The 21857-nt window shown below is 65.0% G+C and carries 19 protein-coding genes; 4 read left to right on the top strand and 15 right to left on the bottom strand.

Annotation, left to right across the window (positions count from 1 at the left end; genetic code table 11):
* Nucleotides 1-130: 130 nt before the first annotated feature.
* The 3 genes from epmA to efp form a co-directional block, all read right to left on the bottom strand.
* Nucleotides 131-1120 (bottom strand): EF-P lysine aminoacylase EpmA, encoded by a 990-nt coding sequence (epmA, locus tag AC3AYF_RS00385; RefSeq protein WP_295035680.1) that lies wholly within the window; start codon nt 1118-1120, stop codon nt 131-133.
* Entirely contained in the window at nt 1117-1887 is a 771-nt protein-coding gene (locus AC3AYF_RS00380) for an SDR family oxidoreductase (RefSeq protein ID WP_295035677.1), read from the bottom strand. Before AC3AYF_RS00380 ends, epmA begins: the two co-directional genes overlap by 4 nt.
* 483 nt (nt 1888-2370) lie before the next feature.
* Nucleotides 2371-2937: an elongation factor P gene (efp, locus tag AC3AYF_RS00375; protein ID WP_071231664.1), complete on the bottom strand. Its 567-nt coding sequence runs from the start codon at nt 2935-2937 to the stop codon at nt 2371-2373.
* An 89-nt stretch (nt 2938-3026) separates the two neighbouring features.
* On the opposite strand from efp, the gene epmB reads away from it, so the two are divergent.
* Nucleotides 3027-4073 carry an EF-P beta-lysylation protein EpmB gene (gene epmB, locus AC3AYF_RS00370; RefSeq protein WP_487779278.1) on the top strand — a complete coding sequence of 349 codons (1047 nt, stop codon included), beginning with the start codon at nt 3027-3029 and terminating at the stop codon, nt 4071-4073.
* A gap of 17 nt (nt 4074-4090) precedes the next feature.
* Here the strand turns inward: epmB and AC3AYF_RS00365 are convergent, their stop codons facing one another.
* From AC3AYF_RS00365 to AC3AYF_RS00355, 3 genes are read right to left on the bottom strand one after another with little or no spacing between them, the layout of a single operon-like run.
* Entirely contained in the window at nt 4091-4411 is a 321-nt protein-coding gene (locus AC3AYF_RS00365) for a DUF2834 domain-containing protein (RefSeq protein ID WP_295035669.1), read from the bottom strand.
* 54 nt (nt 4412-4465) lie between these two features.
* The gene (locus AC3AYF_RS00360) at nt 4466-5863 is read right to left on the bottom strand and encodes a sensor histidine kinase (RefSeq protein ID WP_295035667.1); all 1398 of its coding nucleotides are present in this window, start codon (nt 5861-5863) and stop codon (nt 4466-4468) included.
* On the bottom strand, nt 5860-6522 hold the full coding sequence (locus tag AC3AYF_RS00355) for a response regulator (RefSeq protein WP_295035665.1): 663 nt from the start codon (nt 6520-6522) through the stop codon (nt 5860-5862). The genes AC3AYF_RS00360 and AC3AYF_RS00355 overlap by 4 nt, the downstream gene beginning before the upstream one ends.
* A 271-nt stretch (nt 6523-6793) precedes the next feature.
* On the opposite strand from AC3AYF_RS00355, the gene AC3AYF_RS00350 reads away from it, so the two are divergent.
* The gene (locus AC3AYF_RS00350; protein ID WP_295035663.1) at nt 6794-7522 is read left to right on the top strand and encodes a glycosyltransferase family 2 protein; all 729 of its coding nucleotides are present in this window, start codon (nt 6794-6796) and stop codon (nt 7520-7522) included.
* 116 nt (nt 7523-7638) lie between these two features.
* On the opposite strand, the gene AC3AYF_RS00345 is transcribed toward AC3AYF_RS00350, so the two are convergent.
* The 9 genes from AC3AYF_RS00345 to pgi form a co-directional block, all read right to left on the bottom strand.
* Nucleotides 7639-8109, bottom strand: coding sequence for a DUF3465 domain-containing protein (locus AC3AYF_RS00345; protein ID WP_295035661.1), 471 nt, complete (start codon nt 8107-8109; stop codon nt 7639-7641).
* Between the two features lie 288 nt (nt 8110-8397).
* Entirely contained in the window at nt 8398-8739 is a 342-nt protein-coding gene (locus tag AC3AYF_RS00340; protein WP_295035659.1) for a protealysin inhibitor emfourin, read from the bottom strand.
* Nucleotides 8736-9788, bottom strand: coding sequence for a M4 family metallopeptidase (locus AC3AYF_RS00335; protein WP_487779277.1), 1053 nt, complete (start codon nt 9786-9788; stop codon nt 8736-8738). The genes AC3AYF_RS00340 and AC3AYF_RS00335 overlap by 4 nt, the downstream gene beginning before the upstream one ends.
* A 183-nt stretch (nt 9789-9971) precedes the next feature.
* Nucleotides 9972-11720: an HD domain-containing phosphohydrolase gene (locus AC3AYF_RS00330; protein WP_487779276.1), complete on the bottom strand. Its 1749-nt coding sequence runs from the start codon at nt 11718-11720 to the stop codon at nt 9972-9974.
* Between the two features lie 103 nt (nt 11721-11823).
* On the bottom strand, nt 11824-13044 hold the full coding sequence (gene serB / locus AC3AYF_RS00325) for a phosphoserine phosphatase SerB (RefSeq protein WP_295035651.1): 1221 nt from the start codon (nt 13042-13044) through the stop codon (nt 11824-11826).
* Between the two features lie 173 nt (nt 13045-13217).
* On the bottom strand, nt 13218-15470 hold the full coding sequence (gene parC, locus AC3AYF_RS00320; RefSeq protein ID WP_295035649.1) for a DNA topoisomerase IV subunit A: 2253 nt from the start codon (nt 15468-15470) through the stop codon (nt 13218-13220).
* Between the two features lie 157 nt (nt 15471-15627).
* A complete protein-coding gene (gene parE, locus AC3AYF_RS00315) occupies nt 15628-17508 on the bottom strand; it encodes a DNA topoisomerase IV subunit B (protein ID WP_487779275.1) in 1881 nt (626 codons plus the stop codon).
* 116 nt (nt 17509-17624) lie between these two features.
* On the bottom strand, nt 17625-18272 hold the full coding sequence (locus AC3AYF_RS00310; RefSeq protein WP_295041082.1) for a YqiA/YcfP family alpha/beta fold hydrolase: 648 nt from the start codon (nt 18270-18272) through the stop codon (nt 17625-17627).
* A 25-nt stretch (nt 18273-18297) separates the two neighbouring features.
* Nucleotides 18298-19947, bottom strand: a complete 1650-nt coding sequence (gene pgi, locus AC3AYF_RS00305; RefSeq protein ID WP_295041084.1) for a glucose-6-phosphate isomerase — start codon at nt 19945-19947, stop codon at nt 18298-18300.
* A gap of 119 nt (nt 19948-20066) precedes the next feature.
* Between pgi and cmoA the strand changes: the two genes are divergently transcribed.
* On the top strand, nt 20067-20849 hold the full coding sequence (cmoA, locus tag AC3AYF_RS00300) for a carboxy-S-adenosyl-L-methionine synthase CmoA (RefSeq protein WP_295041086.1): 783 nt from the start codon (nt 20067-20069) through the stop codon (nt 20847-20849).
* The coding region (cmoB, locus tag AC3AYF_RS00295) for a tRNA 5-methoxyuridine(34)/uridine 5-oxyacetic acid(34) synthase CmoB (RefSeq protein ID WP_487779274.1) at nt 20842-21857 on the top strand (1016 nt) is incomplete at its 3' end. The genes cmoA and cmoB, both read left to right, overlap by 8 nt.

Here is a 21857-nt window from a genome sequence, read left to right as displayed (position 1 = left end):
CGAGTCCCACGTCATCGTGCGCCGCCAGCGGCCGCTCTCGCCGGCGGCCAAGCAGCTGCTAAGAGAGATCGTGACGCTTTGGCCCTTCGGTGAACGACGACGGGTGGAGTGGTAGCAGCGAGACGGCCGGTCAACACCGCGGCGTCGGGAACGCCATGACCTCGGCAATGGAGTCCTTGCCCAGCGCCAGCTGGATCAGGCGGTCGACACCCAGCGCCACCCCGCTGCCGGCGGGCATGCCGTGCTCGAGCGCGGCAACCAGCCGGCGGTCGACATCGACGGCCGGCTTGCCCAGGGCGGCACGTTGCCGGTTGTCCGCGGCGAAACGCGAAGCCTGTTCCGCGGCATCGGTCAGCTCGTCGTAGCCGTTGGCGAGTTCGAGGCCGTGGAGATAGATCTCGAAGCGCGCGGCGACTTCGACCCCATCCTCGGGATCGGTCCGCTTGCGTGCCAGCGCCGCCTGGGAGGCGGGATAGTCGATCACCACGTCGATGCCCTCGCCTCCCAGCGTCGGCTCGATGACCAGACTCATGAGCAGATCGAGGCAGCCGTCGCGGTCGGCATCGTCCATCGGCAGCGCGCCGATCTCACCGGCGCGCCGGCGCAAGTTCGACAGCGGCGATTGAAAAGGGTCGACATCGAGATGGTCACGCAAGAGATCCCGATAGCGGTGCCGACGCAGCGGGCCGGGATCGCTAGGCAGCACCGTTCGGATCAGCGCCTCGCACTCCTCGATCAGCTCGGCCAGCGAGAAGCCGGGGCGGTACCATTCGAGCATGGTGAATTCGACATTGTGGCGCCGCCCCACCTCGCCGTCACGAAAGCTGCGGGCGAGCTGGAAGATCGGCCCGCTGCCCGCCGCCAGCAGCCGCTTCATGTGGAACTCGGGCGATGTCTGCAGCCACAGCGTCTCGCGCCCGGCGGGGGTGGTCGCGTCGAGCGAGAGCGAATCGAGATGCGGATCAGTGCTGCCGGCGTGGCCGAGGACCGGCGTCTCCACCTCGAACACGTCTCGGGCCGTGAAGAAGGCGCGAATCGTCGCCAGCAGCCGCGCCCGCTGGCGCAGCGTCTCGATCGTCGCGGCGGGCTGCCAGTCGTCTGGCCGAGGCGTATTCGTCACGAGTGATAGACCTGGCTGCGGCCACCGTCGATCAGGATATCGGTGGCGTTGATGAACCTTGCTTCGTCGCTGGCCAGGAACAGCACGGTATTGGCGACCTCCTCCGGTTCGCCCAGCCGCTTGCCGGGCAGCAGATCGACCTGCCGTTGGCGCTCCCGCTCGTCGCACTGCGCCAGCCAGGCCTCGGCGGCGGGCGTGCGAATCAACCCCGGCGATACCGAGTTGACCCGGATTCCGCGATCCGCGTACTCGATGCCGAGCGCGCGGGTCAGCCCAATCAGGCCATGCTTGGCAACCGGATAGGGGAAGGCGCCGGGAATGATCTTGTGGCCATGCACCGAGGCGATATTGACGATATGTCCGTACCGCGCCGCCAGCATCCCCGGCAACAGGGCCTGGATCATGCGCCACGCGCCCTCCAGATTGATGGCCAGGCAGCGACGCCATGTCGATTCCGCCAGCGACAGCGGATCGCCGAACACGTTGACGCCGGCCGAGTTGACCAGGATATCGATACGTCCGGCCGTGGCGAGTGCTTGCTCGACGCCGGAGGCGACACTGTCGGCATCGGCCACGTCCGCCTCGACCCCGGAACAGCGCCCGCCGGACAGGGCGCCGAGCCTCGCGGACTCGCGTCCGAGAGCGTCTCCGTCACGATCCAGCATCACCACCTCGGCGCCTTCGGCGAGAAAGCGCTCCACCGTCGCCAGACCGATACCGCTGGCGCCGCCGGTGATCAACGCCTTGCGTCCCGTCAATCTGGCCATTTCACTGTCCCTCACTCACTGTCCGGCAAACGACCTAAGCACTGTCTGAAAAATCGACGAGCGATAGCCAGATAAGGCAAAAATCGGCGAAAAAGCGGAGTTTACGCGGTGTAAATGAGCATTTTGAGCCGATTTTTAACGCCGTATGGTTGAGCGCAGGCATTTTTCAGACAAAGCGTAGCCAACATGATGCGATCGGCGAATGGCAGTCGATGCGGTCCCGGCCACCCAGACCATCGCCCTGACGACGAAAGCCACGCGCAGGCGTGGCTTTCGAAGAGTCAATGTCGAGGTTCTTCCGCGAACGCCGTGTTATCTCCGAGCGCGTGCCTGGCAAGGCGGATTCCAACGAGACAGCGGGGTTTGGCGGTTCCCAAATGCGCATGTCGAGGCGGAATCCAATGCCGCGAGGCACGCGCACAGGAAGAACCTCTTGGGCTTTGTACGAAAACTAGCTGCGCTCGCTGACTTTTCGTATAAACCCTAGGCTCGGGAGACGTACTCGCCGCTGCGCGTATCGACCTTCAACACTTCGCCCTGATTGATGAACAGCGGCACGCGCACCACCGCCCCGGAGGAGAGCGTCGCCGGCTTGGAGCCGCCCTGGGCGGTGTCGCCCTTGAGGCCGGGATCGGTCTCCACCACCTCGAGCTCGAGAAAATTGGGCGGCGAGACGGCGATGGCGTTATCGTTCCACAGCGTCACGGTGTAGACGGCCTGCTCCTTGAGCCACTTCTCGACGTCGCCGATGGCTTTCTTGTCCACCGCGTACTGCTCGAAGGAGCCGTCGGTCTTCATGAAGTGCCACATGTCGCCGTCGGTGTAGACGTACTCCATGTCCAGGTCCATCACGTCGGCACCTTCCAGCGATTCGCCGGACTTGAAGGTACGCTCCCAGACGCGCCCGGTGATCAGGTTGCGAAGCTTGACGCGATTGAAGGCCTGCCCCTTTCCCGGCTTGACGAATTCGTTCTCGAGGATGTTGCACGGGTCGCCATCCAGCATCACCTTAAGGCCGCCCTTGAATTCGTTGGTAGAATAGTTCGCCATGATTCCTCACTAGTAAACGTTCGCGGGCCGTCCGCGACGAGAATTCCGTAACAGCGCTACCAGGGCGCGTTCTAACTCAGGTGGACCGCATGATAACCCGAACCCCGATCGCTGTGCATTGCGAAGAGGTCGTATCCGACGTGGCCGTGGCCGATACGCCGAAGGGCGACTGGCAGCGGCAACTGCGCGAGGCGGTCCGCGACCCGGTCACGCTGTGCCGGCGCCTGGCACTGGGCCCCGAGTGGATGGAGGGCGCCCGGCGCGGGCATTCGCTGTTCCCCGTGCGCGTGCCGGAAGCCTACCTGTCCCGGATGCGGCGCGGCGATCCCGGCGACCCCCTGCTGCGCCAGGTGCTGCCACTGGGGGTCGAGAGCGACGCCGTCGCCGGCTTCAGCGACGATCCGCTGGAAGAGCGCGACCACACGCCGAAACCGGGGCTGATTCACAAGTACCCGGGCCGGGCGTTGCTGATCGCCAGCCCGACCTGCGCGATCAACTGCCGCTACTGCTTCCGCCGCCACTTCCCCTACCCCGACAACGCTCCGGCGATGCGCGAATGGGACACGACACTGGAATACCTGCGCCATGACGACTCCATCCAGGAGGCGATTCTCTCCGGCGGCGACCCCCTCGCTTCGCCGGACCGCCGGCTGGCGGCGCTGGTCCGGCAACTGGAGGCGATCCCGCATCTCAAGCGGCTGCGCGTTCATACCCGCCTGCCGGTGGTGATCCCCGATCGTGTCGACGACGCCCTGCTCGAATGGCTCGGCGGCACCCGATTGCAGAAGGTGATGGTGCTGCATATCAACCATGCCCGGGAGATCGACGACGCGGTGATCGCCGCCTGTGAGCGGCTGAAGGCGGCCGGCGTCACCCTGCTCAACCAGAGCGTGTTGCTGCGCGGTGTGAACGACGACGTGGAAGCGCTGGCCGCGCTGTCGGAACGGTTGTTCGAGGCGGGCGTGCTGCCCTATTACCTGCACGTGCTCGATCCGGTCTCGGGTGCCGCTCATTTCGACGTCCCCGACGCCGAGGCGCGTCAGTTGATCCACGCCCTGCGCCAGCGTCTTGCCGGCTTTCTGATGCCGCGCCTGGTGCGCGAAATCCCCGGCGAGCGGAGCAAGACGCCGCTATGAAGCTCGGGCTTTGCAACTCACCGCCGCGTCCGGCGGTAGTCATGCCAGCCACGCAGGGTCAGGTAGGCCAGCGGGCCGGCCGAGCCGAAGCAGAAGGTGATGAGGTAGAACAGCGACAGGTAACCAGGGCCGTGGCCCCGCTTGCGGGCATCGAAGAACATCCAGGTCGCGATCATCAGCAGCGCCAGGTAGACATCGAACACCACCAGCGCCGACGTCGGCCGGCTCATGAGTTCGGACGCGAACTGGCCGAGCGATTGCTCACTGGTCGCGATCGCGAAGACCGTGTAACCCATGAACAGAACCAGGGCCAGGAAGGGGATCAGAAAACGAAGCATCGGCAAACTCCTGTTGACGGACGACGATTGGGCGGGCACGACACGGCGACCGCCTCACTCCCGCGGCAGCGTGACGTGAACGCTCAACCCACTGTCGACCGGCAGCGACGTTTCGTCGAGCCGGATCTCTCCGCCGAGCCTCTCGGCGAGTTCCTGCACGATCGACAGGCCCAGCCCCGACCCGCTTGTCTGCTGCCCCGCCAGGCGCACGAATCGCTCGAAAACGCGCTCGCGCTCGGCGACCGGTATCCCCGCGCCACTGTCGGCGATCTCGATATTCAGGCGATCCCCGGCCTGCCATATCCGCAACCTCACCTCGCCGCCTTCGGGGGTGTAGCGCAAGGCGTTGTCGAGCAGATTGCGCAGCAGCACGTAGAGGCCGTTCTCGTAGCTGCGAATCTGGAGTGCATCGGGAATTTCCTGGGTGAAGCGGATGCCCCGCCGCTCGATCAGCGGCTGCATGTCCCGCTGTAGCTCGCGCCCCAGTCGATTCAGATCCACGACCTGCCGGTTCATACCCTCGCCGCTCTCGAGTCGGGATAGCGTCAGCAGCTGTTCGACCACGCGCGTCATGCGGTCGACCCCGTTGATGATGGAGCGCGCACCGCGCAGAGACCGCTCCTCGGTGCTATCGCACATCAGGTTCTGGGCGTGCACCTTGATCGCCGCCAGGGGAGTACGCAGCTCGTGGGCGGCATTGGCCGTGAAGCGGCGCTCCTTCTCCAGCGTCTCGGCCAGTCGCACAAACAATCCGTTGAGCGCTTCGACCATGCCCCGGATTTCGTCGGGTGCCTGGCTGCCGTCGATAGGCTCCAGGTAGCTCGGCCGGCGCGCCGTGATCTGGCGACTGATACGCAGCAAGGGGGAGAAACCGCGCGCGATGACGAAAGGTATCAGCAGCGCGATAAACAGCACCCCGATCACCGGGGGCATCAGGTTGCGCAGTGCGATCTGCCAGGTCAGCTCGTCGCGCACGTCGTCGCGCTGGGCGGCACTGGCCCAGACGCCGTGAACCTCGTCATACAGCGTGAATGTCCGCCAGTCGTGCTCCCCTCCTGCCGTCTGCGCATAACCTGGCACGGGGATCAGCGTGTCCAGCACGCCCGGCGTCTTCATGCCCAACAGGGCGTGACCCTTGTCGTCCCAGATCTGAAAACCCAGCTTCTTCTCGTAGGGATGCCCCAGCGGGGTCGGCGCGTCGGTCGGGTTGTCGGGCACCATGACCGGCTCGATCTGCAGATCTTGAATCATCTGCTGGGGCGCGCGCCCCTGTCCGCCGCGATACTCGAAGTAGAGCGCAACCATCGTCCGCGTGGTCTGCGCCAGCTCGGCATCGAACAGCTCGTTGATCTGGTCGCGAGTGTCGTGATAGCTCCAGAGCGCTGCGACCGAGGTAATCAGCGTCACCGAAATCAGCAGAACGCGCCTGAGATAACGGCGAATCGATATCAACCCGCCGCTCCCAGGCGATAACCGACGTTGCGCACCGTCGCCACCACGTCGGCGCCGAATTTTCGGCGCAGATGATGGACGTGCACCTCGATCACGTTACTCTCCACCTCGGCATCCCAGCCGTAGAGCACCTCGACCAGCTGGTCCCGGGAGAACACCTGCCCGGGGTGCGTCATCAGATAGGCCAGAAGATCATGTTCGCGGCGCCCGAGCGCCACGGCGACCCGGTCGAAGCGTATCTCGTGGGCGGCCGGGTCGAGCGATAGCCGGCCACAGGTCACCACGGGCGACGCACGCCCCGCGCTGCGTCGAATCAGCGCTCTCAGGCGGGCCAGAAGCTCGCCGTTGTCGAAAGGCTTGACGAGATAGTCGTCGGCGCCGCTGTCGAGACCGCGGATACGGTCGACCACCTCGTCCCGCGCCGTCAGAACCAGCACCGGAATCTGGCTTTGCCCCTCCCGCAACTGCCGAAGGATCTCGAAGCCGTCGATGTCGGGCAGTCCCAGATCGAGTATCAGCGCATCGAAGGTGGACCCCTCGAGTGCTTCGCAGACCCCGCGCCCCTCGGTCAGCCACTCGGGCACCATCTGTTCGCGTTGGAGTACGTCGACGACCCCCTCGCCCAGCAACGGATCGTCCTCAACCAGCATTACCCTCATGGCGTTCTCTCTCACGGTCACCATCCTGTGGCGACACTCGGCTCTATCAATACGACTCTAATTAATACGGCTCTAATCAAAAAGGCTTTATCAGTACAATGGCACCAACGGGTTGGTTCCCTCCATCTGACTTTCCACTGTCATGGACCTGTTCGACAATAAGCCGTCGATCCGATGGCTGACTAAGCCGGTTTTAAGAATAGGCTGTCATAGTGGCGATTCCGAACGGGACGAGCAAAGTCGACGCTTTGGAAACCAACAGGATTTCATCATGCTCGAACTACCCAAGCTATCACTTGTCATCACCGTCCACGATGCCTCCCATCGCGTCGAGCACGTGGTAGCGGAGGCGTCCAGTGCGCTGCGACAGGCTGCCGGGCTGGAATTCGTCGTGATCGACGATGCCTCGGGCGAGAGCGACCATGGCCGACTGGCACAGCTGGCCGCCGCCGACAGCCGGGTCAGGCTCTATCGCCAGCCCGCGGCCACCGGCGCCGACGCCGCGTCTTGGCGAGCCGGCAATCTGGCGCGTGGCGAGTGGATCGCGACGCTGGCCGCCGATGGCCGTGACGACCCCCACGACATTCCCGACATGCTCTGCCTGGCGGAGCACCAGGGATTGACACTGGTCGAGGGAATTCCGCTCGATCCTCGCTGCCGCTGGAAAAGAGCCTTCGTCCGCACTCTCAGGGGCGTCGGCATCGAACTCGCCGGCGGCGAATGCTGCGGACTGCGCCTGGTCAAGCGGGATGCGCTGGTGGCGCTGCCGTGCGTCGACAAGCTGCAGCGATTCCTGCCGCTGCTGATTCGCCGCCGCGGCGGCCAGACGGGCAGCTACCGCGTCAACCTCCGGGCGACATCGACCCACGCCTCTCCCTGGCAACTGCCCGTCAGATCGATGGAACACGCCCGGGATTGGCTCGGCATGTGGTGGCTGTCCCGCCGCTGGCACTCGAGCCACACGCCGGCCAAACGCCGGGTGCGAATCTACGCTCGCTGACCCCGGGCGGCGGCAGGCGCTCCAGGCTGCGTCTGGGGAGTCAGCGAGCGCCAGCAGCTCCCGGGCGCGCCTACCGATGAGCGCTTCTATCGGTAACACCTCTACCGATAACGCCTCTATCGATAGCGCCTGCCCCGATACTCCAGCCAGCCTCCCAAGCTATCGCCACCGGGATCGTGATGGGTCCAGTGGATCACGCCGCCCCGGTCATTCCAGACATATTCGCCCCGAAAACGTAGATGACCGCCCGGTTCGAGAGATTCGACCCGCGGGGCCAGGTCGATGTTGTGGGCGATCAACAAGGTCTGGCCCGTGTCGAGGGCGACGATGATTCGCTGGTGGCGACTCCCGTCGAGGTCGTCCGGCAGCAGCCGTACGACCTGCCCCGAGGCCTCGATCCAGAAATCCTCGCTCTGCGCCTCGAAAGCGTGCTGCAGCCGCTCCTCGGCCGTAACGGATCCACGATCGACGGTGGTCCGAATCGCTCCCCCCTCGCCGAACCGAGCCGCAAGCAGAAGGACCACGACCGTCAACAGCAGACCGACAATTGCCCAACGCCATGACCGCGCGGTGATTCCCTGACCCATAAGCTCCCTCATGCCATGGGGCGATAGGATGCCCCGCCGTCCACCAACAGGGCAACGGCGTTTCATGATCGGCAGACGCAAAAAACGAGCCGGACGGGCTCGCCATAGGGCAGGTACTATCGATGCCGAGACCAGAGGCGGGGGCAACGTGAGACAAAAAAAGAAGCCGGACCCAATTCAGGCCCGGCCTACGCTGTGCGCCCGTCCTGGGCTACTAGGTCAGAGTGCGCTAGCGCGATGGAGTTCCTCGAAAATTCAAAAAAACTCCCGCGCCCCCTGCTTTTGCGCTTAGTCGGTACTCTCGTCCAGTTCCTCGACGCCTCGTTTCCACAGCCCAATCAACGACCTGGGTGCCGCGCTCTCGTCCAGCTCCCACTCACGCTCCGGGCGTCCCGCCGTGACTTCCAGCGTCACCCGGAAGGAACGCCTGTCGGCTCCCGCCGGAACCGACTCGCCGCCGTGTCGATCGAGTTCGTCGAGCACCGCCTGGAGTCGTCGTCGTTGATGCTCGTTCAGTTGCCGGCACTCGATCTTCCTTGGCGCCGACAGGCCGGGGGCGACCACGAATCCCCCTTCCCGGGAGACGAGGATCACACTCGCCGGTTCGAGCCGGAGGTCATCGCCGGTCATGACAGCACGCCCACGTCGATCCAGGCCTGCTTGACCGCCCGCATGGCGTCGCTGTCGGTGCCGAAGCGCTTGGCGGCACAGTCGACCGTCAGCCGGGCGAACTGGGCGAAATCGCCATCGCGTTGCAGGCGCGGATCGGTCAGCGCATCGAACCAGACGGGCCCCGCCTGCTCCCAGGCAAACCCGCCCAGGCTGGTAGCCGCCAGGTAGAACGCCCGATTGGGGATGCCCGAGTTGATATGTACCCCGCCATTGTCCGATGACGTTCGCACGAAATCGTCCATATGCCCCGGCTGGGGGTCCTTGCCCAGCACCGGGTCGTCGTAGGCGGTGCCCGGCTTGGCCATCGAGCGCAAGGCCCGCCCGTTGACCCGCTCGGTAAGCAGTCCCTCGCCGATCAGCCAGTCGGCCTCCTCGACGTCCTGCTCGAAGTGATGCTGCTTGACCATCGCACCGAAGACGTCCGCCAGCGACTCGTTCAGAGCGCCGGACTGATCGGCGTAGACGAGACCGGCCTCGCGTTCGATGACGCCGTGGGTCAGCTCGTGGGCGACGACATCCAGCGCCGCGGTGAAACGGTTGAACAGCTCGCCGTCACCATCGCCGAACACCATCTGGGCGCCATTCCAGAAGGCGTTGTCATAATCCTCGCCGTAGTGAACCGTGCCCAGCAACGCCATCCCGTCGCCATCGATGGAGTCACGCTCGAAGACCTGCCAGTAGAAAAGATGCGTGGCACCCAGCCACTGATACGCCTCATCCACGGCCACGTCCCCGCTCTCCGGTGCCCCTTCCTCGCGCACCAGATTGCCGGGCAGCGTCTGCTGGTTACCGGCGGAATAGATATAGCGCGCGGCCTGGCCCGGCCGGCCACTGTCCGCCGGGCGAGCCATGGGCGCGGAAGCATTGCGCAACCGGAACTGGGCATCGGCCTGCAGCGTCATCCGCGCGCACTGCTGAAGCCGTGTATTGCCGTGAGACATGATGCGCTCGAGGACGTGAGGCGGCATGAAGCCCGCGAGGGCTCTGGAACCGTGCATTTCGACCATGCGATTACCTCCTGTGCGTTGAAGCTCGAGGCTTTCAGTGTGGTCCAATCCGCTCCATGTCTCCGCTGCGCCAATGTTCCTTTTTGTCAACGGATGCCTGCCAATCGCCAGGTCCACCAGCAACGCCAGCTCCTGTCGCCCCCGCCCGCGGCTCTCCGTGGGAGAGAACGGAGAGCAGCGTCGCTATGGGTGTCGCGGCGAACGCGACGCGCTATTCGCCAGCGACAGGCCGTAGACTTCGGGCTGGGCCACGCCCTCCAGGCGCCCCAACTGATCGAGATCCCGCTGCGCCAGCACCAGATCCAGCCGCCGCCGCGGGCTGTTGGCATTGAGCACCATATGAACCTGCGACGGGCGGGCTTGCGCATCCAGACGCTGGACCCAGGCCAAGGCACCGGAGGCGTATCGGACGAGCGATCCCACCGGGGTGACCCCGAACAGACGCACGTAGCGCCGGGCCCAGACATTGTCGAAAGCCGTCGCGTCGCCCAGCACGTGACGGTAAGCCTCGACCAGCGGCCAGGCGGCGCGGTCCGCGCGAGCTCGCGTCAAGGCATCGATGACATCCACCACCGCGACCATCCGACCGAGATCGCCGATGGCGCCGCCGTGGAGCCCGAGCGGATAGCCGCTGCCATCGAGCCTCTCGTTGACCTGCCCGATCACCTGCGCGGCGATGTCCGGCGACAGCCAGCGGCAATCGGCCACACGTTCGCTTATCCGATGAACGTGGCCCGGCAACAACGCCCGCTGGGCTTCGGTCAGCGCTGCGCGGCTCTCCAGCAGATCCACCGGCAACGAGGCCTTGCCCAGATCATGCACCATGGCGCAGGCCGCGATCGCCTTCAGGGTTTCGTTATCGAGACCTTGCTGGCGCGCCAGATCGACGGCGCGGATCGCCACGGCCAATGCATGTTGCACGGGCGCAGGCTGCGCATCGAGACAGCCCAGGGCGTACAGGAGTGGTTCACGCCCTTGCAACCCGAGAGCGACGATCGTATCCGCGTGACGCGACAGCAGCGTGGGGGATATCGTGCCGCCGTTCTGAAGCTGCAGGCTCTGGGCAATGAGATAGTCCGCGATCCTCTGCAACTGACGCGCCACCGCGTTGCCGACCAAGGCCGCGGGCTTCTCGGTGGCCCCCCCCGAGACAGGCTGCGATGGCCGACGCCCTTCCGGTGTCAGGAACAGGCCCGAGGGTTCCAGGGGCTTTTCGCTGCTCAGCGCCCGTCTCGCGCCTTCACGCTCGATCTCCTTGACGCAGAACCAGAGCAGGCGCTCGCTATCGATCGGCAGGTCGTCGAACTCGCAGCCGACCAGCGCTCTCGTCCACTCATCGTTGGTGCGGATGTGCCGGACATACCCCTTGAGCTCGAGACGCTGCTGATTGGGAAAATGCAGCGCCAGGGAGAAGATGGGTTGATCGGAGGTCAGCGCCACCGCATCGGCCAGCCGCATCGCCAGCAGGCATCCGCCGAGCGACAGATTGCAGAGATCGACACCGACGGCGGGGCCCTCCTCCGAGAGGGCAAGGCGGGTAATGACACCCATCTCGGCACGCAGCGGCGCTCGAAACGTCCCCCTGCGGTGAATGGTGCTCAGATATTCAGGATAGAGGCAGCGAAACCGGATTCGCGAAGCGTCCTCCAGCCGCTCGATGACGGTGAGTGCGGAGGTCCGAACCAGCGCCCCCGTGACGTGGCCGAAAAGGTGAAACTGGTCGCCTCTGGCCAGAGGGTCCGCCAGCGCCGGCACTGCCGACACGTCGATGACGAGCGCCTCATCCACGGTGACGTCGTCCAGCAGCACCGGCCAGGACGACCCACCGGCATGATTGAACGCGAGGTCGACGCCACCTTGAAGCCAGAGCGGCTCCAACCACTCCCATTTGGCCTTGGCTTGATGAATGTCCGTCGAGGCGGAGTCAGACATGGAAGCTCCGATAACGATAAGCGGTCACAAGACTCGACCCTGTAAGTTCTTGTAAAAACCTCGTTATCGGCCATCCAGAAGTGAACTTGATAGGTGTCGGGTATCAATCGCTCGCCGACAGCGCCTCCAGCTCGGCGGCGGAGTAGCCGAGCAGGTAGAGCAAGCCATCCAGCCCCAGGGTGGAAACCGACTGCCGGGCCTGACGACGAACCAGGGGCTTGGCGTGAAAGGCCACGCCGAGCCCCGCCACCGACAGCATCTCGAGGTCGTTGGCGCCATCGCCCACGGCGACGGTCTGGGCCAGATCCCAGCCCTCGCGCTCGGCGATCTGCCTGAGCATCATCGCCTTGCGCCCGGCATCGACGATCGGCTCGGCGACCTCGCCGGTCACCTTGCCGTCGCGGATCACCAGCTCGTTGGCGTGGATCTCGTCGAACCCGAGGCGCTGCTGCAGGTGACGAGCGAAATAGGTGAACCCGCCGGAGAGGATCGCGGTCCGGTAGCCCAGGCGCTTGAGATAGCGCATCAGTCGCTCCAGCCCCGGCATCAGCGGCAACGAGTCGGCGATCTCCGCCAACACGGATTCGTCCAGGCCCTCGAGCTTGCTCATGCGTTCGCGAAAGCTCTGCTGGAAATCGAGTTCACCACGCATGGCGCGCTCGGTCACGCTGGCCACTTCTTCGTAGACGCCATGCCGGCGCGCCAGCTCGTCGATGACCTCCGCCTGGATCAGCGTCGAATCCATGTCGAAGCAGATCAGTCGACGATGTCGACGCCATGCATTCGATGGCTGCAGCGCCACGTCGACCCCGAAGCGCTCGCTCAGCGCCAGGATCTTCTCGCGCAGTGACACGGAATCGGCTACCGCGCCGCTGAGCCGCCACTCCAGGCAAGCCCCGGCGCCGTCAGGCGAGGTGTCCGCACCGAGCCCGGCTGCGGCGGACAACCGCTTCACTCGCTCGATGATCAGTCCCTGCTCGGCCGTCAGCGCACCGACTTCCGCCATCACCTCCGCGGATAGCGTAGGCGCCATCAGGGTCAGTACCCAGCGGGAATCCTTGGCCACGTCCGCCCACAGCGCTTCACTTTCAGCGGACACCTTCTCGACCCGGCAGTCCAGCCCGAACACGTCTCCGGCCATCGGCAGCATGGCCCCGAGATCGTCGGCGGTTTCGACCAGCGCCTCCAGCGTCACCTCCCCGAAGGCGACGTGCTGGCTCAGGTCCAGCAGGCGGCAGTTGGCACTGACCAGTGCCGTACCCAGTGCAGCCGTCTGACCTGGCCGCGCCGGGCCGGTGGCTCGCACCACAAAACGTTGTGACATCTTTTCCCCACGAGGCGCCCCGAGGCGCCTTCTCTTTATAGATTCAACCGATCGTCATAGATTCAACCGATCGTCATAGATTCAACCGATCGTCATAGATTCAACCGACCGTCAGCCATGGCAGGGGCTTGGCGTCGCCCCTCGCTGGTGACAACGCCCTACGGCAACCGCCCTCAGGACTCGACCTCGAGCCGATCCACTTTCTGGAATCCCCGAGCCAGCTTGCTGCCGCGGCGACCGCGCTCGCCGGCATAGTAATCGAGATCGGCCGCTTTCAGCGTCTGCTTGCGCCTGCCGGCATGCACGATCAGCGCCGTACCTTCCGGCAGCAACACCAGATCGCGAACGAACTCCTCGCGATTGGCGGCACGCTGGCCGGGGATCGAGATCATCTTGTTACCCTTGCCCTTGGCCATCTCCGGCAACTGGGACAGACCGAATACCAGCAGCCGCCCCTCGTTGGACACCACGGCCACCCGAACGTTGTCTCCCGCGGGAATCGCCTGCGGTGGCATCACGTTGCAGCCGGCGGGCACCGACAGCACGGCCTTGCCCGCCTTGTTCTTGCCGAGCAGGTCTTCGAGCTTGACCACGAAACCGTAGCCGGCATCGGAGGCGAGCAGGTAGCGCGCGTTGGGGACGTCGAGCATCAGCCCGACCATGGACGACCCGGCCGGCGGATTGATTCGTCCGGTCACCGGCTCGCCCTGTCCCCGCGCCGACGGCAGGTTGTGCGCGGAGAGGGTATAACTGCGACCGCTGTCGTCGAGCAGCACCAGCGGCTGATTGGTCTTGCCGCGGGCGGCGAGATGGAACTTGTCGCCCGCCTTGTAGGAGAGCCCGGCGGGATCGATATCGTGACCGCGGGCGGACCGGATCCAGCCTTTCTCGGACAGCACCACGGTGACCGGATCGGCGCCGACCAGCTCGACCTCGGAGAGCGCCCTGGCCTCGGCACGCTCCACCAGCGGCGAACGGCGGGCATCGCCGTAGGCTTCGGCCGCCTCGCGCAGCTCCTTCTCGATCAGGTCGGTCATTGCCGTCTCGCTGCTCAGCAGCTTCTTCAGACGCTTGCGCTCGGCCTCGAGCTCGTCCTGCTCGCCGCGAATCTTCATCTCCTCGAGCTTGGCGAGATGACGCAGGCGCAACTCCAGAATCGCCTCGGCCTGGCGATCGCTGATGCCGAAGGCGTTCATCAACGCCGGCTTGGGCTCGTCCTCCTCGCGGATGATGCGAATCACTTCATCGATATTGAGGTAGGCGACCAGCAGACCCTCGAGGATGTGCAGGCGATCCTCGACCTTGCCGAGGCGATGCTCCAGACGCCGGCGCACCGTGGTACGCCGGAACACCAGCCACTCACCGAGCATCTCGTTCAGCGGCATCACCCGCGGCCGGCCGTCGAGCGCGATCACGTTGAGATTGACGCGAATGTTCTTCTCGAGATCGGTGGTGGCGAACAGGTGCGCCATCAGCCCCTCGACATCGATGCGGTTGGAGCGCGGCTCGATCACCAGCCGGGTCGGCGTCTCGTGGGTCGACTCATCGCGCAGATCCGCCACCATCGGCAGTTTCTTGGCCTGCATCTGGGCGGCGATCTGCTCCAGCACCTTGGCTCCGCTGACCTGATACGGCACCGCGGTGATCACGATATTGCCGTCCTCGCGCTCATAGCGGGCGCGCAGCTTGACCGAGCCTCGCCCGGTTTCGTAGAGCTTGCGCAGATCGCTGGCCGGCGAAATGATCTCGGCATCCGTCGGGAAGTCCGGTGCCGGCAGATACGCCATCAGATCCGCGACGCTGGCCTCGGGCTGGCGCAACAGATGGCAGGTCGCCTCGACCACCTCCACCACGTTGTGGGGCGGGATATCGGTGGCCATGCCGACGGCGATGCCGGTACCGCCGTTGAGCAGCACGTGGGGAAGTCGCGACGGCAGCACCGCCGGCTCGTTCATGGTGCCATCGAAATTGGGCGTCCAGTCGACGGTGCCCTGGCCCAGCTCCGCCAGCAGCGTCTCGGAGAAGCGCGACAGCCGCGCCTCGGTATAGCGCATGGCGGCGAACGACTTGGGATCGTCCGGGCTACCCCAGTTGCCCTGGCCGTCGACCAGCGGGTAACGGTAGCTGAACGGCTGCGCCATCAGCACCATCGCCTCGTAACAGGCGCTGTCGCCATGAGGATGGAACTTGCCCAGCACGTCGCCAACGGTGCGCGCCGACTTCTTGTACTTGGCATTGGCGTTCAGCGACAGCTCTCGCATGGCGTAGACGATACGCCGCTGCACCGGTTTCATGCCGTCGCCGATATGCGGCAACGCCCGGTCGAGAATCACGTACATCGAGTAATCGAGATACGCCTTCTCAGTGTACTCCTTGAGCGAAAGGCGCTCGACGTCGCCTTCCGCTACCTGAATATCCATGGTCATAGCACGGTGGCCTTGTTCACACTTGTGGAGTCATCGAGGACTGCGCCCCCTACAACTGCTGTGATGAGCTGTAAGCTTTAAGCCGTAAGAAAAACCAGTACTCTTGGGGGTACTTACAGCTTAACGCTTACGGCTTACAGCTCCCGGCGAAGCCGGATCAGACTTCTATCTCCGCCAGATTGCCGTAGTCTTCCAGCCAGCTCTTGCGATCCCCCGCCCGCTTGCGCGCCAGCAGCATATCCATCATCTCCAGCGTGCCGTCGTTGAGCTCCCGGGTCAGTTGGACCAGCCGCCGGGTATCGACGGCCATGGTGGTTTCGCGCAGCTGCAGCGGGCTCATCTCGCCCAGGCCCTTGAAGCGCTGCACGTTGGGCGTGCCCCGCTTGCCCTCCAGGCGCTTGAGCGTCGCCGCCTTTTCGCTCTCATCGAGGGCGTAGAAGACCTCCTTGCCCAGGTCGATACGGTAGAGCGGCGGCATGGCGACGAAGACATGGCCGGCATCCACCAGCGCCGGAAAATGGCGTACGAACAGCGCGCACAGCAGCGTGGCGATGTGGAGACCGTCGGAGTCGGCGTCGGCGAGGATGCAGACCTTGTGATAGCGCAGCTTGGAGAGGTCGTCACTGCCCGGATCGAGGCCGATCGCCACGGCGATGTCGTGAACCTCCTGGGAGCTGTAGATATCGGCGGATTCGACTTCCCAGGTGTTGAGGATCTTGCCGCGCAGCGGGAGAATCGCCTGGGTCTCGCGGTTGCGCGCCTGCTTGGCGCTGCCGCCGGCGGAGTCCCCCTCGACCAGGAACAGCTCGCTCGAGACCGGATCCTGCCCGGAGCAGTCGGCCAGCTTACCCGGCAGCGCCGGGCCCGATGTGATCTTCTTGCGCGCCACCTTCTTGGCGCTCTTCTGGCGTCGCTGGGCGGCGTTGATCACCAGGTCGGCCAGCTGTTCGGCCTGGTCGACATGGTGGTTGAGCCACAGCGAGAAGGCGTCCTTGACCACGCCGGAGACGAAGCCCGCCACCGTGCGCGACGACAGCCGCTCCTTGGTCTGACCGGCGAACTGCGGATCGAGCATCTTGATCGAGAGCACGAACGACACCTTCTCCCACAGATCCTCCGGCGTCAGCTTGATGCCGCGTGGCAACAGGCTCCGATACTCGCAGAACTCCCGCACCGCCTCGAGCAGACCACTGCGAAAGCCGTTGACGTGGGTGCCACCGAGGGGCGTCGGAATCAGGTTGACGTAGGACTCCAGCACCGGCTCGCCGCCCTCCGGCAGCCACTGGATCGCCCAGTCGACCCCCTGCTCCTCGTCCTCGAAATGGCCGGTGAACGGCGATGCCGGCAGCACCTCGAAACCGTCTACCGCCTGCGCCAGATAGTCGCGCAGACCGTCTTCGTACTGCCAGACGCTCTCGGCGCCGTCGGACTCCTTGAGCACCACCTTGAGGCCGGGGCAGAGCACGGCCTTGGCGCGCAGCAAGTGCTTCAGCTTCGGCAGCGAGAGTCTGGGGCTGTCGAAGTACTCCACTTCCGGCCAGAAGCGCACCACAGTGCCGGTGGCGCGTTTGGCGCAACTGCCGATGACCGATAGCTCCTCGACCTTCTCGCCCTTCTCGAAGGCGATGCCGTAGCGATTGCCCTCACGACACACCTCGACCTCGAGGCGGGTCGACAGCGCATTGACCACCGAGACGCCGACCCCGTGCAGCCCCCCGGAGAAGCGGTAGCTCGACTGGGAGAACTTGCCGCCGGCATGCAGCCGCGTCAGGATCAGTTCCACCCCGGTCACGCCGTGCTCGGGATGCACGTCGATCGGCATGCCCCGCCCGTCGTCGGAGACCTCGATCCCGCCATCCTCCAGCAGGACGACGCGAATCTCGCGAGCATGCCCCGCAAGCGCCTCATCGACACTGTTGTCGATGACTTCCTGCACCAGGTGATTGGGACGGGAGGTGTCGGTATACATACCCGGTCGTTTGCGGACCGGGTCGAGGCCGGAGAGTACCTCGATGGAGCTAGCACTGTATTGCGTCATGCAGGGTCTCGCCGTGTTTACTGGGTCAAAGTTCACAGGGGCAGCGTCGCGACGATCATACACGACTGGTCAAATGTCCAGTATCGGTTTCGCCACTTGCCGTCGGCCGGAGAGGGTCACGACATCGAGAACGACGTCGGGACCTGCCAGCCACCGTGGGCGAACAGCGCCGGCAGATATTCGGGCAGGACATCGAAACCGTGATCGCCGCCGGGATGGATCAGCGCGCGACTGCCGGCGTAGGCGCGCAACGCATCACGGCAATCCAGCGTCTCGTCGTCACTACCGAGCAGCAGCAGATAGCGCGTGGGATGCACGATGCGTTCCCACTGCTGCGAGGTCAATTGATCGAAATAGCTATTGTCGATCGTGAAACGCTCGCCGGAGGCCTCGTTGATCAGCGTCTGTCCCAGATAATCGGCCACGAAGCGAGCCGGCCGAACCGCCGGGTTGATCAATACGGCGCGCAGGCCGTGGCGCTCTGCCAACAGCGTGGCCAGGAAACCGCCCATGGAACTGCCGACCAGTAGCGTGTCCTGGCGCCCCAGGGCTTCGAGGGCCGCCTCGGCCTGCTGCAGGGCCAGATCCGGACGATGCGACAGATCCGGCGTCAGGCAGGCGAACGGGCGCCCCTGGTGACGCGCCAGCGCCTCGCAGGCCGCCTTGACCAGCCGGGCCTTGGGCGAGGCGCTGCTGCTGTTGAAACCGTGCAGGTAGAGCAGCGCCCTGGCGGGCTGCACGGCCGGTGTCGGCTCGGCTAGCACCGGCCGCCCCCGAACGTCCGCGCCATCACCGGGAGGTCTGCCCTCTCCAGGTCGCCTCGATCAATCCGCGACTGGAGTCGTCGAGCGTATCCAGGCCTTGCTGGGTGGCGATGATCTCCTCGGTCTCGGTGGCGATCTTCTTGCCAAGCTCTACGCCCCACTGGTCGAACGAATCGATATCCCAGATCACGCCCTGCACGAATACCTTGTGCTCGTAGAGCGCGATCAAGGCGCCCAGGGTGGCCGGATTGAGGCTGTCGAACATCAACGTGGAAGATGGCTGGTTGCCGCGATACCGTTTGTAGCTCGGCGGCGTGCTCTCGGATTTCACGGCATCGTCGCCCAGCATCAGCACTCGGGATTGCGCGAAGCAGTTGGCCAGGGCCAGCCGGTGCTGAGCCATCAGGTCGCCGCGAAAGCGCTCGTCCTCGACGTCATTGTAGCGATTGACCGGGGCGATGAAATCGCACGCCACTGGCTGCGTGCCCTGGTGCAGCAACTGGTAGAACGCATGCTGGCCGTTGGGACCGATCTCGCCCCAGATCACCGGGCAGGTGGAGTAGTCGACCACCGCGTCGCCGTTGGTCACCGACTTGCCGTTGGACTCCATTTCCAGTTGCTGGAAATATCCCGGCAGGTGCTTGAGACGGCCGTCGTAGGGCAGTACCGCGTGGGACCGGATATCCAGGAAATTGACGTTCCAGATGCCGATCAGCCCCAGCTGTACCGGCAGATTCTCCGCCAGGTCGGCGGTGCGGAAATGCTCGTCCATGGCATGGGCCCCGGCCAGCAGCTGGCGGAAGTTATCCATGCCGACACGGATGGCAATGGGCAGTCCGATGGCGCTCCACAGCGAGTAGCGGCCGCCCACCCAGTCCCAGAACAGCAGTTGGTTGGCGGGATCGATGCCCCACTCGGTCATCTTGTCGGGCTTGGTGGAGACGCCGACGAAGTGGAAGCGCTTGATAAGCGCCTCGTCGCCGCCAAGGCGCGTCGCGATCCAGTCCAGCGCGGTGGAGGCGTTGGAGAGCGTGTCGATGGTGCCGAAGGACTTGGACGACAGGATGAACAGGGTCGTCTCGGGGTTGAGCCAGCTCAGGAAATCGGCCAACTGAGAGCCGTCCATGGTCGAGGCGAAGTGCGTCGACACCTCGAACACGTCGTCGGGCTCGAAATCGGTCAGCGCCGAGGTCACCATCAGCGGCCCCAGGTCCGAACCGCCGACGCCGAGATTGACCACGTCGGTGATCGGCTTGCCGGTGGCGCCGCGCCACTGCCCGTTCAGCAGCTTGTCGACCAGCGTTTCCATCTTGTCGAGGGTGGCGTGGACCTCGCCGACCACGTCGACGCCCTCGACCTCGAGCTGGGCGTCTCGCGGCAGGCGCAGCGCCGTGTGCAGCGCGGGCCGATCCTCGGTCCGGTTGACCCGTTCTCCCGACAGCAGGCGCTGGATCGCATCGGGCACGCCGGCATCCCGCGCCAACGAGAGCAACCCTTCCCGGACTTCCGTCGTCCAGCGCTGCTTGGAAAGATCCATCTGGATACCGGCGGCTTCCAGATAGAACGTCTCGAAGCGCGGCGACTGCTGGAACAGGGTCTTCAGATGAATATCCCGCATGCCGTCTTCGAGCTGCCGCTCGAGCGCTTTCCATGCCTGGGTTTCACGAATCGACATCTATGGCTCTCCTTGTCACGTGCAGCGAAGAGACGCAAAACGTACACTATGGCCGCAGCGGGCGTATCACAGGCGCTTCGCTCGCTTCACGCTCTCCCAATTAAGAACATCTTCCGGCAATGACTGACGCATCTTACCGTGACGCCATCTTTTCGACACCCCTCGATCGCGTGGCGAGCTTCTCGTTCGACGAACGGGTGGTGGCCTGCTTTCCGGATATGGTCCGGCGTTCGATTCCCGGCTACGGCCAGATACTCGGCATGTTCGGCGGCATCGCCGAGCGCCACCTGCGCCACGCTGCCCACGTCTACGACCTGGGCTGTTCGCTGGGCGCGGTGGGCCTGGCCCTGGCCGGACGACTGCCCGCCGATGCCTTCGAACTGACCGGCGTCGATCTCTCCCCGACGATGATCGGCCGCGCTCGGGAGATCGCCGCCGCCGAGAGCCCCGACCATCGGATGCAGTTCGTCGAGGGCGATATCCGCCACCTGGACTACCGGGCCAGCGGCATGATCGTGCTCAACTTCACGCTGCAGTTCCTGCCGCCGGCAGACCGCGACGCGGTGATCGACAAGCTGTTCGCGGCGCTGGAGCCCGGTGGCATCCTGGTGCTGTCCGAGAAGATCGTCGCGGAAGACGAACAGGAGAACGCCTGGCTGGTGGAGCGCTACCACGATTTCAAGCGCGCCAACGGCTACAGCGAGATGGAGATCAGCCAGAAGCGCACGGCCCTGGAGAACGTGCTGGTGCCGGATACGCTGGCCGCGCACCACGCGCGTCTGACCCAGGCCGGATTCTCGCGGGTGACGACCTGGTTCCAGTATCTCAACTTCGCCTCTCTCGTCGCTTTCAAGGACAAGGACGCGCTCATCGGGGCGAAGGCGGCCACCCAGGATGCCTGACACGCCCTCCGACACCCTCGCGCAGGCCGAACGCCGGCTCTACCTCGCCTTCCTGGAGCAGGGCCTGACCGGCTGGCTGGCGCGGCTGCCCGAGCAACTGGCACGAGGGCTCGACCGGCGCCGCCACGGCGACCTGCCGGCGTGGGAGAAAGCCGTGGCCAAGCTGCCCACGCTCCCGGCGTCCCGCGACGTCGATCTGACCGGCGATACCGTGACGGTGGATGTGGAGCTGGGCGACGCCGATCGTCGCCGCTGCCGCAATCTGCTCGAGATTCTGATGCCGTGGCGTAAAGGCCCTTATCAGCTCGGCGGTATCGGGATCGATACCGAATGGCGGTCGGACTGGAAATGGCAGCGCGTCGCGCCGCACCTCTCGCCCCTCGCCGGACGGCGAGTACTCGACGTCGGTGGCGGCAACGGCTATCACGCCTGGCGCATGGCCGGGGCCGGGGCGGCCTTCGTACTGGTGATCGACCCCTCGCCGCGGTTCCACTACCAGTTCCACGCCGTACGACACTTCGTGGGCGACGCGGATGACTACCGCACCCATTTCCTGCCAGTCGGCATCGAGGACGTGCCGGAAAAGCTCGCCGCTTTCGACACCGTGTTCTCGATGGGCGTGCTCTACCACCGCGCCTCGCCACTGGACCACCTGCGCCAGTTGAAGGACGCCCTGGCGCCCGGCGGCGAGCTGGTGCTGGAGACCCTGGTCGTCGAGGGCGACGAGAAGACCGTGTTCATGCCCGGCGAACGCTACGCCAGCATGCCCAACGTCTATTTCCTGCCCTCGTCACGCGCACTGGCGCACTGGCTCGATCGTAGCGGCTTCGAAGCCATTCGCTGCGTCGATGAGACGGCCACCACCCTCGACGAGCAGCGCTCGACGGCGTGGATGACCTTCCATTCGCTGGCCGATTTTCTGGACCCGGACGAAGTGGCCAAATTGATACAGTTGTCAAAAACACTCGTGTTTGAAGATGGCAGGCTGACAAACCCGGATCATTCGCT

The organism is Salinicola sp. (assembly GCF_982684285.1).
The sequence above is the reverse complement of the archived record's forward strand: the minus strand, read 5'-3'. Positions and strand labels throughout refer to the sequence as shown.

Excerpts from the sequence above, each read along its gene's own strand:
- AC3AYF_RS00380 (WP_295035677.1), bottom strand. The coding sequence starts at position 1,887 with ATGGCCAGATTGACGGGACGCAAGGCGTTGATCACCGGCGGCGCCAGC.
- efp (WP_071231664.1), bottom strand. The coding sequence starts at position 2,937 with ATGGCGAACTATTCTACCAACGAATTCAAGGGCGGCCTTAAGGTGATG.
- epmB (WP_487779278.1), top strand. The coding sequence starts at position 3,027 with ATGATAACCCGAACCCCGATCGCTGTGCATTGCGAAGAGGTCGTATCC.
- AC3AYF_RS00365 (WP_295035669.1), bottom strand. The coding sequence starts at position 4,411 with ATGCTTCGTTTTCTGATCCCCTTCCTGGCCCTGGTTCTGTTCATGGGT.
- AC3AYF_RS00355 (WP_295035665.1), bottom strand. The coding sequence starts at position 6,522 with ATGAGGGTAATGCTGGTTGAGGACGATCCGTTGCTGGGCGAGGGGGTC.
- AC3AYF_RS00350 (WP_295035663.1), top strand. The coding sequence starts at position 6,794 with ATGCTCGAACTACCCAAGCTATCACTTGTCATCACCGTCCACGATGCC.
- AC3AYF_RS00345 (WP_295035661.1), bottom strand. The coding sequence starts at position 8,109 with ATGGGTCAGGGAATCACCGCGCGGTCATGGCGTTGGGCAATTGTCGGT.
- AC3AYF_RS00340 (WP_295035659.1), bottom strand. The coding sequence starts at position 8,739 with ATGACCGGCGATGACCTCCGGCTCGAACCGGCGAGTGTGATCCTCGTC.
- AC3AYF_RS00335 (WP_487779277.1), bottom strand. The coding sequence starts at position 9,788 with ATGGTCGAAATGCACGGTTCCAGAGCCCTCGCGGGCTTCATGCCGCCT.
- AC3AYF_RS00330 (WP_487779276.1), bottom strand. The coding sequence starts at position 11,720 with ATGTCTGACTCCGCCTCGACGGACATTCATCAAGCCAAGGCCAAATGG.
- serB (WP_295035651.1), bottom strand. The coding sequence starts at position 13,044 with ATGTCACAACGTTTTGTGGTGCGAGCCACCGGCCCGGCGCGGCCAGGT.
- parC (WP_295035649.1), bottom strand. The coding sequence starts at position 15,470 with ATGACCATGGATATTCAGGTAGCGGAAGGCGACGTCGAGCGCCTTTCG.
- parE (WP_487779275.1), bottom strand. The coding sequence starts at position 17,508 with ATGACGCAATACAGTGCTAGCTCCATCGAGGTACTCTCCGGCCTCGAC.
- pgi (WP_295041084.1), bottom strand. The coding sequence starts at position 19,947 with ATGTCGATTCGTGAAACCCAGGCATGGAAAGCGCTCGAGCGGCAGCTC.
- cmoA (WP_295041086.1), top strand. The coding sequence starts at position 20,067 with ATGACTGACGCATCTTACCGTGACGCCATCTTTTCGACACCCCTCGAT.